The 16313-nt window shown below is 74.7% G+C and carries 10 protein-coding genes; 6 read left to right on the top strand and 4 right to left on the bottom strand.

The genetic code is table 11. The features are described from left to right. Positions 1-2: 2 nt before the first annotated feature. On the bottom strand, positions 3-800 hold the full coding sequence (locus LC193_RS12065) for a phosphotransferase (RefSeq protein WP_226073953.1): 798 nt from the start codon (positions 798-800) through the stop codon (positions 3-5). A gap of 3 nt (positions 801-803) precedes the next feature. Here LC193_RS12065 and LC193_RS12070 point away from each other — a divergent pair, with 3 nt between their 5' ends. Both LC193_RS12070 and LC193_RS12075 read left to right on the top strand, forming a co-directional pair. Next, positions 804-3836, top strand: a complete 3033-nt coding sequence (locus LC193_RS12070) for a UvrD-helicase domain-containing protein (RefSeq protein WP_226073954.1) — start codon at positions 804-806, stop codon at positions 3834-3836. A 106-nt stretch (positions 3837-3942) separates the two neighbouring features. After that, a complete protein-coding gene (locus LC193_RS12075; protein WP_226073956.1) occupies positions 3943-4443 on the top strand; it encodes a hypothetical protein in 501 nt (166 codons plus the stop codon). A 132-nt stretch (positions 4444-4575) separates the two neighbouring features. Here the strand turns inward: LC193_RS12075 and LC193_RS12080 are convergent, their stop codons facing one another. From LC193_RS12080 to LC193_RS12090, 3 genes are all read right to left on the bottom strand, one after another. After that, positions 4576-6438: a DUF2264 domain-containing protein gene (locus LC193_RS12080; protein ID WP_226073958.1), complete on the bottom strand. Its 1863-nt coding sequence runs from the start codon at positions 6436-6438 to the stop codon at positions 4576-4578. Between the two features lie 396 nt (positions 6439-6834). Continuing rightward, entirely contained in the window at positions 6835-7953 is a 1119-nt protein-coding gene (locus LC193_RS12085) for an ADP-ribosylglycohydrolase family protein (protein WP_226073959.1), read from the bottom strand. Next, on the bottom strand, positions 7950-10556 hold the full coding sequence (locus tag LC193_RS12090) for a bifunctional FO biosynthesis protein CofGH (RefSeq protein ID WP_226073960.1): 2607 nt from the start codon (positions 10554-10556) through the stop codon (positions 7950-7952). Before LC193_RS12090 ends, LC193_RS12085 begins: the two co-directional genes overlap by 4 nt. A gap of 166 nt (positions 10557-10722) precedes the next feature. Here LC193_RS12090 and LC193_RS12095 point away from each other — a divergent pair, with 166 nt between their 5' ends. From LC193_RS12095 to LC193_RS12110, 4 genes are all read left to right on the top strand, one after another. Further along, on the top strand, positions 10723-12222 hold the full coding sequence (locus LC193_RS12095; protein ID WP_226073961.1) for a CehA/McbA family metallohydrolase: 1500 nt from the start codon (positions 10723-10725) through the stop codon (positions 12220-12222). A 58-nt stretch (positions 12223-12280) separates the two neighbouring features. Beyond that, positions 12281-15214 (top strand): AfsR/SARP family transcriptional regulator, encoded by a 2934-nt coding sequence (locus LC193_RS12100; RefSeq protein WP_226073962.1) that lies wholly within the window; start codon positions 12281-12283, stop codon positions 15212-15214. Between the two features lie 171 nt (positions 15215-15385). Then, entirely contained in the window at positions 15386-15637 is a 252-nt protein-coding gene (locus tag LC193_RS12105; protein WP_226073963.1) for a hypothetical protein, read from the top strand. A gap of 257 nt (positions 15638-15894) precedes the next feature. After that, a complete protein-coding gene (locus LC193_RS12110; RefSeq protein ID WP_159029864.1) occupies positions 15895-16032 on the top strand; it encodes a hypothetical protein in 138 nt (45 codons plus the stop codon). The last annotated feature ends 281 nt before the right edge of the window (positions 16033-16313 follow it).

Consider the following 16313-nt stretch of genomic DNA (forward strand, 5'->3'; position numbering starts at 1 on the left):
GCTCAGTCCAGCAGCGCCCGCGTCCACAGCTCGGCGCGTTCCGCGGCGTAGTCGGCGTGTCCGAGCCAGGCGTCGCCGTGCCCCTCCTCCCACAGCCGCGCCCACGGCTGGCTGCCCGCCGCGTGCGAGGACTTGAGGAAGTCGTACATGGCGAGCGCGCGTTGCCGCAGCAACGGAACGAGCGCGCGGCGCTCCCCCTCGTCGTCGAGGCCGTAGGCATCGGCGAACAGGCGCAGCCTGGCCGCCGCGTCCCGGTCCGCGCGACGGAACTCCGGGTTCCCCGAGAGCGGCACGAAGCCGAGCGCGGCCCAGGCGAGGTCCCACAGCCTGGTGCCGGGCGCGGCGAGGTCCCAGTCGATGAACGTCCAGGTGTCCGCGGCCTCTTCGACCACCAGGTTCCACGGGGCGAGGTCGTGGTGGGCGATGATCTCGGCGCCGTCGGCGGGGATCATTGCGTTCCAGCGCGCGTCCTGCGGCGGGGTGAACCCGGCCACGGCGTCGTGGAACGCCCGGATCAGCCGGGCGACACGCGCCAGCCGGTCGGCGGGGTCGAGCATCGGGAACCGCTCCGGCCACACGGTCGCCCCGGGCGCGAACGTCAGGACCTCGCGGCCCTGCTCGTCGATCCCCAGCGGGCGTGGCGCGGCCGGGTAGCCGACGGCGTCGAGGTGGGCGAGGAGGGCATGCACCGCCGGGGTCCACGGCCCGGCGGGCCGGCGCACGGTGTCACCGACGCGTACCACACCGGCGTTGGCGTTTCCTCCGGTCAAAGGTTCTTCGAGCACTGTGAGATTCTGCATCAGATGCGCTTCCATGCCGACCTGCATATTCATTCCAAGTACTCCCGGGCGTGCAGCAGGGATTGCGACCTTGAGCATCTGACCTGGTGGGCGCGCCGCAAGGGGATCACGCTCGTGGGCACGGGCGATGTGACGCACCCGGCCTGGTTCGACCACCTGACGGACAGTCTGGTCCCCGCCGAGCCCGGTCTGTACCGGCTCAGGGACGATCTCGACGCGGACATCTCCAGGCGGCTGCCGCCGAATCTCGCCGCGCGGCCGGTGCGCTTCATGCTGTCGGTGGAAATTTCCACTATTTACAAACGCGACGGCCGCACCCGCAAGGTGCACCACCTGGTGTACCTGCCGGATCTGGCCGCCGCCGCCGAGTTCAACCGGCGGCTGGCGCGCATCGGCAACATCGCGTCCGACGGCCGGCCGATCCTCGGCCTCGACTCGCGCGATCTGCTGGAGATCGCCCTGGAGTGCAGCGCGGACGCGTACCTGGTGCCCGCGCACGTGTGGACGCCGTGGTTCGCGGTGCTCGGCTCGAAGTCGGGGTTCGACGCGATCGAGGACTGCTACGCCGACCTGGCGGGGCACATCTTCGCTCTTGAGACGGGGCTTTCGAGCGACCCGGAGATGAACTGGCGCGTCTCGGGACTCGATCGGTACCGCCTGGTCAGCAACTCGGACGCGCACTCGCCGCCCATGCTCGGCCGCGAGACGACTCTTTTCGACACCGAACTGTCCTACTGGGCGGTCCGTTCCGCGCTGGAGACCGGCAAGGGGCATGCGGGAACGGTCGAGTTCTTCCCCGAGGAGGGCAAGTACCACACCGACGGGCACCGCAAGTGCGGCGTGCGCACGGACCCGGCGGAGACCATCGCGCTCGGCGGTCGCTGCCCCGAGTGCGGCAAGCCGCTGACCGTCGGAGTGCTCAGCCGCGTCGAGGAGTTGGCCGATCGGGCCGCGCCGGTGCGCCCCGCGGGCGCGGCCGGGTTCCACAGCCTGGTGCCGCTGCCGGAGATCGTGGGCGAGATCGCGGGGGTGGGGCCGCGCAGCAAACGGGTGCTGCGCGAGATCGACACGCTGACCGCCGCGCTCGGGCCCGAGCTCTCCGTGCTGCTGCATGTTCCGGTCGAGGACATCGCCGCGCACTCGGAGCCGCTGGGCGAGGCCGTGGCGAGGCTGCGGCGCGGAGAGGTGATCAGGGAGGCCGGGTTCGACGGCGAGTACGGGGTGATCCGGCTGTTCGAGCCGGGCGAGTTGCGCCGCAGGGCGGCCGGGGCGACCCCGGCGCTGTTCGACGACGCGCTGTTCGACGCCGCCGGGCCCGGCGCGGGAACGGAGACCGGCGCGGGAACGGAGACCGGCGCGGGAACGGAGACCGGCGCGGGCGCCGCCGTGCCCGCGCAACGGCGGCCGGCCACGCGCCCTGAGCGCGGCCCGGGCGCGCAGCCGGCGGCGGACGCCGCCGCGCAACGCGCCCGGGCGAGCGCGGACGGCGCGCCGTTCGGCCTCGATCCCGACCAGGAGGCCGCCGCCGCGGTGACCGAGGGCCCCCTGCTGATCGTCGCGGGCCCCGGCACGGGGAAGACCAGGACGCTCACGCACCGCATCGCGCGCCTGGTCACCGAGCACGGCGTGCCGGCACGGCACTGCCTGGCCATCACCTTCACCCGCCGCGCGGCCGAGGAGATGCGCGAACGCCTCACCGCGCTCGTTCCCGCGCACGCGCGGGAACTGACCATCGCCACGTTCCACTCACTCGGCCTGGCCATCCTGCGCGAGCAGCACGAACGGGCCGGGCTCGTGGCCGACTTCGCGGTCACCGAGGAACTGGACGGATTCCAGCCCGACCTGGTCGACTTCGACGACCTCATCGATCTGCCGCTCGCGCTGCTGGACGCCGACCCGGAACTGGCCGCCGCCTACCGCGACCGGTACCGGTGGATCTCCGTGGACGAGTACCAGGACGTGGACGAACGCCAGTACCGGCTGCTGCGCCACCTCGCTCCCCCGGACGGCAACCTGACCGCGATCGGCGACCCCGACCAGTCCATCTACCGCTTCCGGGGCGCCGACGTGGGGTTCTTCCTGCGGTTCCGCGAGGACTTCCCCGGCGCCCGCACGGTCTCGCTGACCCGCAACTACCGCTCGGCCGCGCCCGTGCTGACGGCCGCGCTGCGCGTGATCGAACCCGCCACGCTGGTGCCGGGGCGCGTGCTGCGCCCGCTGGGGGCGCACGGCGGCGCGCCGGTCGGCGTGTACGCGGCGGGGGGCGAGCAGGCGGAGGCGACGTTCGTGGCGCGTACCGTCGAGGAGCTGCTCGGTGGCGCGACGTTCCACGCGCGGGACAGCGGCTGGGCGGAGACGGAGGGCGCGGAGGGCCTCGGGTTCTCCGACTTCGCCGTGCTGTACCGGACGGACCGGCAGGCGCGCGCCGTGATCGAGGCGCTGACGCGCGCCGGGCTGCCGTTCCAGAAGCGGTCGCACGACCGGCTCGCGGACCGCCCCGGGGTACCCGAGGTGCTCGCGGCGCTGGCGGCGGGTCGCACCTGGGAGCGGCTGCGGCAGGACGAGGACGCCGCGGTCCGGTCGGCCGTCGAGCTGCTGTGGCCGCTGGCGCGGCGCTGCGAGGGTGACGAGCAGCGGTTCAGGGACGAACTCGCGCTGGGGGTCGAGGTGGACGCCTGGGACCCGCGCGCGGACCGGATCTCGCTGCTGACCCTGCACGCGGCCAAGGGGCTGGAATTCCCCGTGGTGTTCGTCGTGGGCTGCGAGGACGGCCTGCTGCCGCTGCGCTGGCCGGGCGCGGAGCAGGACCCGGAGGACGAGGCGGAGGAACGGCGGCTGCTGTTCGTCGGCATGACGCGGGCCCGGCGGCGGCTGTACCTGAGCCACGCGGCGCAGCGGGCGCGGCACGGAGCGGCGCGCGCGGCACGCCGCTCCCCGTTCCTCGACCGGCTCGACGGGCTGGGCGCCGGCACGGTCGGTGCCGTGGGGGCGGTGCCCGGGCAGCGGTCGCGGGACACGCAGCTGCGCCTCATGTAGCGGGGCGGCCGGGAGCAGGCGTTCCGGTGGCGCGGATGCCCGGTGGGCGGCGCGGGCAGCATTACGTGGTCATGTCATCGCTCGCACGAACGAGATGGGGAACCGCGTGCTGAAGCGTTCGGTCACATCGGCGGCCGTCGCCGCCCTGCTGTGCGGCGGCGGCCCGGCCGCCGCCGCGGAACCGGCCGGGTCGGCGGACGCCGCCGCCCGGTCCATCTGCTACACGGCCCACGTCGAAGGGCTCGGCTGGTACACCGGGTTCACCTGCGGCGGCGGGGTCGCCGGCACCACGGGACAGGGGCTGCGGATGGAGGCGCTCCGGCTCACGGCGACCGATGTCGGCGAGCTGTGCGCCAGGGGCCACGTCGCCTCCCGCGGCTGGCAGGCGTGGCAGTGCGCCGACACTCCGGGGGAGACGGTCGAGATCGGCACCACCGGGCTCGCCCTGGGGCTTGAGGCCGTCGAGATCTCGGTCGGCACGGGCACCGTGGGCGCGCGTGCCCACGTGGCGGGGATCGGCTGGCAGAACACGCTGCGCGCCCCCACCGTCCGGGTCGGCACGACGGGCCGCGGCCTGTCCATGGAGGCCATCACCATCAGCCCGTGACGGGACCGCGGGGGACGCGCGCCCGCACGCGCGCCCCCGGCGGCCGACCACCGCCGGCGGACGAGGGCGCACGGGGGCGGACGGAAGCGATCGAAGCGAACGGAAGTGCGCGCGGGGGCGCGGCGCGCGTGCTCAGGGCGCGGGCAGCACCACCGAGTCGGTGCTGCCGTCCGGCCAGCGGACGGTCACCTGCACGCTCCCCGGCGCGGACGCCGGCGCGGTCTCCCAGGCGGGCGCGGGCGGGAGCGTTCCGTCGGCCGTCGCGCCGAGGAAGACGGCCACGGCGTGCAGCGGTCCGGCCGCCTCGTACACGGGGGTGGCGCTGTACCGGCCGAACGCGTTGACGCCCTCGGCGCGGTGCAGCCGCGCCTCGCCCCCGCCGCCGGGCGCGACCAGGCCGCTGGTCAGCCCGTCGGCGCGGCGGACGGCTCCGCCGTGTCCGGCCGGCGGCTCGTCGGCCGCGAGCGCGTGGCCGCCGATCCTGACCCGCCGCCCCGGCGCGAGGGCCACGAGGCGCACCTCCCACGGGCCGTTGAGCACCGCCGCCTCGGTCACCCACGGGCCCGGCGCCTCCCGGTCCCGGGCCTCCTCGTCCGGCCACGTCGCGCGGTGCCGGGAGACCGCCGTGCGGCCCTCGGCCAGCACGCGCCGCAGCGGCCCGCGCCGCGACGGCGTCCCGTCGGCGGCCAGCACCGAGGTCCTGTTGCCGGGCGCGTCGTCGGCGACATCGGGCGAGGTGTGGGTGGTGTAGGCGGCGCGGGAGTAGAACGGCTCGTAGCCGTTGCTGTGTTCCGTGCCGTGGTTGGCCACGCGGATCACGCCGTCCGCCGCGGTGCCGGAGACCACCCAGCCGGGGGCGGGCAGTACGCGGGTGAAGCCGCCCCGCTCGACGGGCAGCGGTGCCTCGCGCACGGTCCACGCGGGGTGGTCGGGCGGCAGCAGCAGGCCGCTGAACCCCTTGCTCGCCCAGTAGGGCGAGGCCGGCCCCGAGTAGCGCTGGCGCACGGGCTCGAACGGCCGGTGCCAGCCGAGGGACAGCAGCCCGTCGGGCTCCAGCGCGCCGCGCTCGGTGAAGTGCCGCAGCATGCCGCTCGCCGCGCGGCGGGCGAGTCCTGGCGGCAGCGGGTCGGCGCCGAACAGCACGCCGTTCCAGAACGGCGCGGCGGCGGCGAACCGGTACGTGAGGGAACGGCCCTGGTGCAGCGGCGCGCCGTCGCCCGCCACCAGGTGCGCGGCGTCGGTGAGGAACGCGCGCAGCCGTTCGCGGTAGCGCTCGCGCAGTCCCGGCTCCGCGTCGGCCCCCGAGACGCGGCAGTACCACAGCGGGTAGAGGTGCATGGCCCAGCCGTTGTAGTGGTCGACGTTGGTGCGCCGGCCGTCGGTGTACCAGCCGTGGCCCAGGTACCAGCCGTCGGTCTCCGCGATGGCGTGCTCGATGTCGGCGGCCGAGTGCGGCGCGCCGACCGAACGGAGGAACGCGGCGGTGACCGCGCGGAACCAGACCCAGTTGTTCGGCGGCACCTCGGCGCCCGCGAGGTCGGAGAGCCAGTCGCAGAGGCGTTCGCGCACGGGGTCGGGCAGCCGGTCCCACAGCAGGTGCCGGGTCTCGTGCAGGCCGATCGCGATGGACGCGGCCTCCACGCGCGCCTGCCTGACGTCGGCGGGCCTCGGCCAGCGGTGGGGCGCCGCCGGGTCGCTGCCGTGCGCCAGGCCCTCGGCCCACGGCGCGAGGATGCGCGCCGCCTCGTCCTCGGGGGCGTGCGCGGCGCGGAACGCGGCGAGCAGGAACGTGCGCGCGAAGCCTTCGAGTCCGTCGCTCCACGTGCCGGAACCGCTGGGCGGGCCCGGCAGGTCGATCAGGGCGTTCCCCGGGCGGGCGTGGCGGCGCACCGCGCCGAGCAGCCGGTCGGCGGTGTGCTCCCAGTGGGCGCGGGTCAGGCCGGTGTGCGGGGAGCGTTCGGTGTCGGGTGCGGGTCCGGCCGGGTCGTGCGTCACGTGCTGCCGCCTTCTCGCTCGGTGCGTTCGGTGGATTCGGTGGATTCGGTGGATTCGGTGCCTTCGCCCGGTGCCTCCGCACCACGCCACTGCGCAACGCCTCCGCCCGGTGCCTCCGCACGGTGAGGTGTCCGCGCGGGTCCGCCCGGTGGCCTCGCCCGGGTCGGCGCCGGGCGCTTGCGGCGGCCCGGGACGGGCCGTCGGCACCTGGATACGAGCCAGCACCCTGAACCACGGAACGCCACCCGTCAAGAGGCGCCACAAGAAGTCAAAGAGGTCACATGACGTCAGAAAGCGCCAAGCAGCAGGCAGACCCGCCCCCGCGCCCCGCCGCGCCCCCGAGGGCACCGCGCCCCCGAGGGCCCGGCCCGAGCCTCGGGGGCGGGCGGCGGCGCGTCAGGCCCGCGGGTAGCGTTCCAGCCAGACGCGGGCCGAGTCGGCGGGCCCGTGCAGGGCCGGCCCCTGCGTCATCTCCATGGCGAAGTCGTCGGCCAGTTCCGCGATGGCGGCACGCCCCTCCAGCTCGGCGAGCCACGCGGGCGGCAGGGCGGTCTCGCCGTGCAGGGCGCCGAGCAGGTTGCCGCAGACGGACCCGGTGGAGTCCGAGTCGCCGCCGTGGTTGACCGCGAGCAGCAGCCCGTGGCCCACGTCCTCGGCGACCAGCGCGCAGTACACGCCGATGGCCAGCGCCTCCTCGGCCGTCCACCCCTCCCCCAGCGACTCCACGCGCTCCGGGCTCGGCATGCCCTGCCGCACCGCGCCGAGCGCCTGCCGCAGCGCGGCGGTCGTCTCCTCGTGCCCCGGCCTGGCCGCGAGGTGCACCAGCGCCTTCTGCACCGCCGTGTCGAGGTCGTCCCCGCGCACCAGGGCGTGCACGATGGCCGCGAACGCGCCGGCCGCGAGCACGCCCGTGGGGTGGCCGTGCGTCTGGGCCGCGCACTCCACGGCCAGCTGGAACACCAGTTGCGGCTCCCACCCCACGAGCAGTCCGAACGGCGCCGAGCGCATGACCGTTCCGCAGCCCTTGGACTCGGGGTTCTTGGGCCGGTCGACCGTGCCCATCGCGGCGTCGGCGAGGCCGCTCAGGCAGGCCCGGCCGGGGGCCCGCTGCGCGTACAGCCATTCCTGGCGCGCCAGCCAGCCGTCGCCCGCCCGGCGTTCGTCCGGGCCCCACTCGCGCTGGGTCGCGTACCAGCGGCGGTAGGCGGCGTGCACGTCGGTCGGCGGGTGCCAGGCGCCGGTGTCGCGGCGCACGTGGGCACGGATCAGGCCGTCGACGGTGAACAGCGTCATCTGCGTGTCGTCCGTGACGGCGCCGCGCCTGCCGTAGGCGGGCACGTAGTCGGTGACGCCGGCCGGGCCGTGCCGTTCGCGTATCGCGGCGAGCGAGTCGAACTCGATGCCCGCGCCCAGCGCGTCACCTATCGCGCCGCCCAGCAGGCAGCCGCGCACACGGCTGCGGAAGTCCTGCTGCTCCGCGCGCCCCCACAGCGCGTGCCCGGCCGGGCCGGTCACGCCCCGGCTCCCGCGCCCACCACCGGCAGCAGCTTGGGCAGGTGCCCGTCGGCGGCGAGCGCGCGCTCGGTGCGTTCCGCACCCACCTCGCCGTACGTCGTGGTGCGCAGCCGGGACGGCCGGCCGGCCGCCTCCGCGATGGCCCGCAGGTCGGCGACCGAACGGTAGGAGCCGTACGCGGAGCCGGCCATCCGCGAGATGGTCTCCTCCATCAGCGTGCCGCCCAGGTCGTTGGCGCCCGAGCGCAGCATCTCGGCGGCGCCCTCGGTGCCCAGCTTCACCCAGCTGGTCTGGATGTTGGTGATGTGCGGGTGCAGCAGCAGCCTGGCCATGGCGGTGACGGCCAGGTTGTCGCGCCGCGTCGGGCCGGGTCTGGCGATGCCGGCCAGGTAGACGGGCGCGTTGGTGTGGATGAACGGCAGCGTGACGAACTCGGTGAAGCCCGGCACGCCCTTCTCCTCGTTGGCGCGCTGCATGCGGGCGAGCGTGCGCAGGTGGCCGAGCCAGTGCCGCGGCTGGTCGACGTGCCCGTACATCATGGTGGAGGAGGAGCGCAGGCCGAGTTCGTGCGCGGTGGACACCACGTCGATCCAGGTGGCCGCGGGCAGCTTGCCCTTGGTGAGCACCCACCGCACCTCGTCGTCGAGGATCTCGGCGGCCGTGCCGGGGATGGAGTCCAGGCCCGCCTCCTTGGCGGCGGTGAGCCAGTCGCGGACCGAAAGGCCGGTGCGCGTGGCGCCGTTGACGACCTCCATCGGTGAGAACGCGTGCACGTGGATGCCGGGGACGCGTTCCTTCACGGCGCGCGCGATGTCGAAGTAGGCGCTGCCCGGCAGGTCGGGGTGGATGCCGCCCTGCATGCACACCTCGACGGCGCCGACCTCCCACGCCTGCGCGGCCCGTTCCGCGACCTGGTCGAGGGAGAGGGTGTAGGCGTCGGCGTCGGTGCGGCGCTGCGCGAACGCGCAGAAGCGGCAGCCGGTGTAGCAGACGTTGGTGAAGTTGATGTTGCGGGTGACGATGTAGGTGACCTCGTCGCCCACGACGGAACGCCGCAGGTCGTCGGCCACGCGGCACAGGGCGTCGAGGGCCGGGCCCTCGGCGTGCAGCAGGGCGAGCGCCTGCTCGTCCGTGAGCCGCCTCGGGTCGTCCGCCGCGGTGGCGAGGGCCGCGCGGACGTCGCCGTCGATGCGTTCGGGCGCCATGCCGGGCGCGGCGGCCTCGGCGAGCGCGGCCCAGTCGCCGTACACCTCGTCGAAGTCGGCCCGCCGGTCGCCGGTGCGGCCCTCGGTGTCGATCGAACGGTGCAGGTCGGTGCGTCCCGTGTCGGACAGCGGCTCGTCGGGCTCCTGCCACGGCAGGCCCGCGGGCAGCGCGTCCTCGCGGGCCAGGCCGGTGGCCGGGTCGGCCAGCGCGGTGACGTGCGGCAGCAGGCGCGGGTCGAGCCACGGTTCGCCGCGCCGGATGAACTCCGGGTAGATGGTGAGCCGTTCGCGCAGCTCGAAGCCGGCCGCCGCGGTGCGCCGCGCGAGGTCGTCGATCTGCGGCCAGGGCCGCTCGGGGTTGACGTGGTCGGGGGTGAGCGGCGAGACGCCGCCCCAGTCGTCGATGCCCGCGGAGATCAGCAGGGCGTACTCGTCGTCCACCAGGTTCGGCGGGGCCTGCACGCGGGCGTCGGGGCCGAGCAGCAGGCGGGTGACGGCGACGGCCGCGGCGAGTTCCTGGAGTTCCGCGTCGGGCATCGCGCGCATCGCGGTGTCGGGCTTGGCGCGGAAGTTCTGGACGATGACCTCCTGCACGCCGCGGTAGGCACGCGCGACGCGCCGCAGTTCGAGGACGGACTCGGCGCGTTCCTCGTAGGTCTCGCCGATGCCGATGAGGAGCCCGGTGGTGAACGGCACGCTGGAACGGCCCGCGTCGTGCAGGACGCGCAGGCGCACGGCGGGCTCCTTGTCGGGCGAGCCGTGGTGCGGGCCGCCCGGCTCCGACCACAGGCGGGTCGCCGTCGTCTCCAGCATCATGCCCATGGAGGGCGCGACGGGCTTGAGCCGCTGGAAGTCGGTCCAGGACAGCACACCCGGGTTCAGGTGCGGCAGCAGCCCGGTCTCCTCAAGCACGCGCACGGCCATGGCCCGCACGTAGGCGAGCGTGTCGTCGTAGCCGGCCGCGTCCAGCCACTCGCGGGCCTCGGGCCACCGGTCCTCGGGCTTGTCGCCGAGGGTGAACAGGGCTTCCTTGCAGCCGAGCGCCGCGCCGCGGCGCGCGATGTCGAGCACCTCGTCCGGGGACAGGAACATGCCGTGCCCCTCCCGGCGCAGCTTGCCCGGAACGGTCACGAAGGTGCAGTAGTGGCAACGGTCCCGGCAGAGCCTGGTCAGCGGAATGAACACCTTCTTGGAGTAGGTGATCACTCCCGGCCGCCCCGCCGCTTCGAGACCCGCGTCCCTGACCCGGGCCGCGGCCCCGGCCAGCGTGACCAGGTCATCGCCCCGCGCCTGGAGCAGCACGGCCGCCTCCGCCACGTCCAGGGACACCCCGTCCCTGGCCCGGCGCAGGGCGCGCCGCATCGCGTTCGCTGTCGGTCCCTGAGCGCTCGTCGTCATCCCACGAGCATAAGAGGGAGCCTTCCGCGCGGGTACGGCGTCGTTCGCTGTGCGCCGGCGCATCGACCGCTCTTTCCCGGGCCGCCATCTGCGCGTGTGACGGTGGCCACTCACCGGATTCCGCGCGACAACCGTAGTAAGCCCCCACACGACGGGAGACACGGCCATGAAACGACGCGACGCGCTCCGACTCGGCGCGGCGGCCGGGGGGACCGCCGCCGTGACGCTGGCCCCGGTGGACTTCGCGGCGGCCTCGGACCGGGGGGAGGGCGACGAGGAGACCCGCACCGTGCGCGGCCACCTGGAGACGGGCGCGCCCGACTTCGTCCACCTGCCGGTCAGGGTGCCGCGCGGCGTGCGCAGGATCTCCGTGTCCTACCGCTACGACCGGCCGGCGGTGCCCGCGGGCACGCAGGGCAACGCGCTGGACATCGGCTTGTTCGACGAACGCGGCACCGACCTGCCGGGCGCCGGCTTCCGCGGCTGGTCGGGCGGCGCGCGCACCGAGTTCTCCGTGTCCGCCGAGGAGGCGACGCCCGGCTACCTCGCGGGACCGGTCAACCCCGGCACCTGGCACGTGGTGCTCGGCCCCTACACCGTCGCGCCGCAGGGCCTGGACTACGAGGTCACCATCACGCTCACGCGCGGCAGGGCGGGGCGCACCCCGCGCCCCGTCCACCCGCCCGAGCGCGCGGCGGGCCGGGGCCGCGCCTGGTACCGCGGCGACTGCCACCTGCACACCGTGTACTCCGACGGCCGCCGCACGCCGGCCGACGTGGCCGCCGCGGCCCGCGCCGCCGGTCTCGACTTCATCGTGTCAACCGAGCACAACACCTCGTCCGCGCACGGCGCGTGGCAGGGCCTGTGGGGCGATGACCTGCTGGTGCTGTGCGGCGAGGAGGTCACCACGCGCAACGGCCACTTCCTCGCCCTCGGCATCGACCCGGGGACGTTCATCGACTGGCGCTACCGCGCCCGCGACGACGCCTACGACCAGTTCGTCCGGCGCATCCACCGCGCCGACGGCCTCGTGGTGCCCGCGCACGCGCACGCGGCGTGCATCGGCTGCGCCTTCAAGTTCGGGTTCACCGGCGCCGACGCCGTCGAGGTGTGGAACGGGCCCTGGACCGCGGAGGACGAGCTGTCCCTGGCCAGTTGGGACGCGCTGCTGCGCGACGGCCGCGGCTGGCTGCCCGCGATGGGCAACAGCGACGCGCACCGCGAGCCCGACGTCGTCGGCCTGCCGCAGACCGTCGTCCTGGCCGACGACCTGTCACGGCAGGCCGTGCTCGCGGGCATCCGCGCGGGCCGCTCGTGGATCGCGGAGTCCTCGGGCGTCGGCCTGTCGTTCTCCGTCACCGACGAACGCGGCCGGCACGCCGGGATCGGTGAACGGCTGCCCGCCCCGCCCGGACGGAAGGTGACGGTCCGGCTCGACGCCTCCGGCGTCCCCGACGGCGTGGTGCGGCTGGTCACCGACCAGGGCGTGCTGCGCACCGGCGCCCTGGCGGCCGACGGCAGCGGCACGGTCACGTGGCGGACCACGGTCGCGAACGCCGCGTACGTACGCGCCGAAGTCCGGCATCCCGCACCGGAGTCGGCCGAACCGGCGCTACCCGGACCGATGGCCGCGATGACGAACCCGGTCTTTCTCGGGGCCGTGTGACACCGATAGACTCCAACGTTCGCCCCATACGTTGAAGAGGTAAGAAGCAGAGGACACCATGGTCGTTGGTGAGGGGACCACGGGGGGTCACACGCCTACCTTGCACTTCGCCGTGCTGGGTCCGGTTCGCGCCTGGCAGGGGGAGAAGCCCCTGCCCGCCGGGGCCCCTCAGCAACGCGCCCTGCTGGCCGCGCTGCTGCTGCGAAGAGGGCGCACGGCCACCGCTCAGGAGCTGGTGAACGCGCTCTGGGGCGAGGAACCGCCGCAGCAGGCCCTGGCCGCGCTGCGCACCTACGCCTCCCGGCTGCGGAAGACCTTCGCGCCCCGCACCGGGGTGCTGGTCACCGAGCTGGGCGGCTACGCGCTGCGGCTCGGGCCGTTCGACGACCTCGACGCCGACACCGTCACCAAGTTGACGACCGCGGCGGAGAAGGCGGCGGCGGCCGGCGACCCGCTGCGCGCGCACGAGCTGTACGGGAAGGCGCTCGCGCTGTGGGACGGCGAGGCCCTGGGCGGTGTGCCGGGCCCCGAGGCCGAGGTGGCCCGCACCCAGCTCGCCGAGCAGCGGCTCGTGCTCCAGGAGCAGCGGCTCGACACCGGCCTCCAGGCCGGTCTGCACGCCGAATCCGTGTCCGAGCTGACCGCCCTGACCACGAGTCACCCCATGCGGGAGCGGCTGCGGGAGCTGCTGATGCTCGCGCTGTACCGCAGCGGCCGGCAGGTCGAGGCGCTCGCGGTCTACACGGACACGCGCGAGCTGCTGATCAACGAACTCGGCGTGGAGCCGCGTGCGGAGCTGGCCGACCTCCAGCAGCGCATCCTCGCGGCGGACACCAGCCTGATGCAGGCCGCTCAGCCCGCCGCCTCCACCACGGTCCGGGTCGTCCGACCGGCGCAACTCCCGGCCGCCGTGCCCGACTTCACCGGACGGGCCGCGTTCGTTGCCGAACTCGGCGCTCAACTGGCCTCGTCCGGCGGCCGGGTGATGGCCGTCTCGGCCGTCGCGGGCATCGGCGGGGTCGGCAAGACGACGCTGGCCGTGCAGGTCGCGCACGCGGCCCGCGAGCACTTCCCCGACGGGCAGTTGTACGTGGACCTCCAGGGCGCGGGCGCCAACGCCGCCGACCCGGGCGCCGTGCTCGGCGCCTTCCTGCGGGCCCTGGGCACCCAGGACTCGGCCATTCCCGAGGGCGAGGCGGAACGGGCGGCGATGTTCCGTTCGCTGCTCGACGGCCGCCGCGTCCTCACCCTGCTCGACAACGCGCGCGACGCCGCCCAGGTGCGCCACCTGCTGCCCGGCACCCCGGGCTGCGCCGCGCTGATCACCAGCCGGGTGCGCATGGTGGACCTGGCCGGGGCGCACCTGGTCGACCTCGACGTGATGAGCCCGGAGGAGGCGCTGACCCTCTTCACCCGCATCGTCGGGCCCGAGCGGGTCAACGCGGAGCGCGACGCGGCGATGGACGTCGTGGCCGCCTGCGGCTTCCTGCCGCTCGCCATCAGGATCGCCGCCGCGCGCCTGGCCGCGCGGCGCACCTGGACGGTCTCCACCCTGGCCCGCAAGCTCAGCAACGAGCGCCGCCGCCTGGACGAGCTCCAGGCGGGCGACCAGGCGGTGAAGGCCACGTTCGAGCTGGGCTACGGGCAGCTGGACCGCGAGGCGGCCCGCGCGTTCCGCCTGCTCGGCCTCGCCGACGGACCCGATCTGTCCCTCGCCGCCGCGGCGGCCCTGCTCGACCGGGACGTGGACACGACCGAGACGGTCCTTGAGACCCTGGTCGACACGTCCCTGCTGGAGTCGGCCGCGCCGGGACGCTACCGGTTCCACGACCTGGTCCGCCTGTTCGCGCGGGCCTGCGCGGAGCGCGACGAGCAACCGCCCACCGAGCGGGAGGCGGCGCGCACCCGGCTGCTCGACTTCTACCTGGCGGCGACGGCGGAGGTGTACCGCCTGGAGCGGCCGGGCGACCGGCTGACCGCGCACGTGGAACCCACCGCGTCCCCCGGGCTGGCGTTCGACTCCACGGCCGCCGCGGTGGAGTGGCTGTTCACGGAGGCCGACAGCCTGCTGTCCTGCGCGCGGGGCGCGGCCGGCGGGTCGCTGCCGCGCAAGGCGGCCGACCTGCTGCTCGTGGCGCTCGACCTGTCGGAGTCCGGCGCGTTCTCGCTCCAGTACGAACGGGCCGCGCACGCGGTGCTCGCCGCGGCGCAGCGGGCCGGGGACTCGCACGCCGAGGGGCGCGCGCGGGTCGCGTTGACGAAGGCGGACAGCCACGCCGGGCGCTTCGAGTCCTCGCGCGAGCACGGCGTGATCGCCCTGCGCCTCGGCACGGAATCCGGCGATCCGGTGGCGTGCGGCCACGCGGCCAACGCCCTGGGCCTGACCGCTCTCTACCAGGGGCGGCACGAGGAGTCGCACGCCTACTTGTCGCGGGCACTCGACGAGTTCCGCTCCGACGACAACCGGCCGAGCGAGGCCAGCGCCCTGGGGAACCTCAGCTATATCAATCTCCAGATGGGCCGCACCGAGGAGGCCGTCGCGCTGGCCAGGCAGAGCCTGGACATCCTGCGGGCGCTCGGCTCCGACCTGCGGCTGGCCAACGGCCAGTACGCGCTGGGCCGCGCCCTGTCGGAGAACGGGGAGCACGCCGCCGCCATCCAGCACCTGTCCACCGCGCTCGGCGGTTTCACCTCCCACCGGCAGCGGCTGTGGGAGGGGATGACCCTGTTCCGCATGGCCGGTGCCCGCCTGTCCATGGCCGAGCCGGCCGAGGCCGCGAGCCTGGCCGAGCAGGCCCTGGCCCGGCTGCGGGACATCGGCGGGCCGTGGCGGCGGGCCAACGTGCTCACCGCGCTCGGTCGCGCCCTGGACAGCACCGGGCAGAACGGCCGCGCCCGGGCCTGCTGGCAGGAGGCGCTGCGCGCCTACGAGGAGCAGGGCAGCCCGGAAGCCGCCGAGGTTCGCAACCTTTTGGGCTCTTCTACCGTCTGAGTCCCCGAAACCACCAACAACGGGGCATTCATCGAACGTTTATCCCGGCGTGCCACGCTCGTCCGCACCAACCGCCTCACGGGGGGACGGTTGGCCGGCAGGCGCCGTCCGTGGGCCACGGGGGAGTGACCGGGCAGCGCGCCGGCATGGACACACGACAAGGAGCTGATCTTGAGCGAGACCAGGTCGCAGGAAGAGCGCAACGCCGGCCGGCCGACTACGGGGGATGGCAAGCTCACGACGAAGGCCACTTCTTCGCCCACCGTCAAACCGCTCGGCGACGACTGGGGCACCAGCGAGCCCGCCGACGCCGACAAGCCCATATCCAAGCCGCAGGGCGACGGCCGGGGCCCCGGCGAGCCGGCGGTGAAGCCGCTCGGCGACATGTGGGGCACCAGCGAGCCCGCCGACGGCGGCAAGTAGCAACACCTCAGCACCGCACGAGACACCGGCCGCAGCGGTCAGCACGCCGCTGCGGCCGGTTTTCCCTGCCCCGCGCGGGCAGCTCAGAAGCGGCACGGGCGGGCGGCACTCCGTCGGCCGTCCGTGGCGGCACCACCCAGGTAAGGCAACATCAGATCAACAGAGTTCGGGCAACATCATCTGGAACCTGATCGTTCCCGGGCGGGCAAAACGTTCATGCGGCGCCCGGCCGATCGCTACGACCAAGGAGAAAACGCATGTCTGTGGTCCGTAAGCTCGCCCTCGCCGGTGCCCTCGCGTTCGGCGCCGCCGCGCTCGTCGTGGCGCCCCTCGGGGACACGTGGGGCACCAGCGCCCCGACCGGCGCCGCCTCCGCGCAGGCTGCGGCGCGCTGACCCGCGTACCGGCCGTCGCCAGCGTTTATTCCTCGTTTATTGCCCTCTGTCATGCTCATCAGTAACCGACCGCACAGGGGTGCGCGGTTGGCCTCCCTCGGGCCTGTTCGGCGGTAACGGGGGAGCCGCCGAACAGACCCGGTGCCGGTGAGAAGGCCGGGCGGCGTGGAGGGGGCGCCGTCCGGCCGGTACCGGTCCCGGCCCGGTCGGTCAGGCAGCTGGTGGGGGCCGGCGGCGTGACCGTCCGGGCCGCCCGTTCCGTGCGCGGAGTCCGCGCACGG

Origin of the sequence: Streptomyces marincola (assembly GCF_020410765.1) — a bacterium.
In the GTDB taxonomy this organism is placed as follows: Bacteria; Actinomycetota; Actinomycetes; order Streptomycetales; family Streptomycetaceae; genus Streptomyces; species Streptomyces marincola.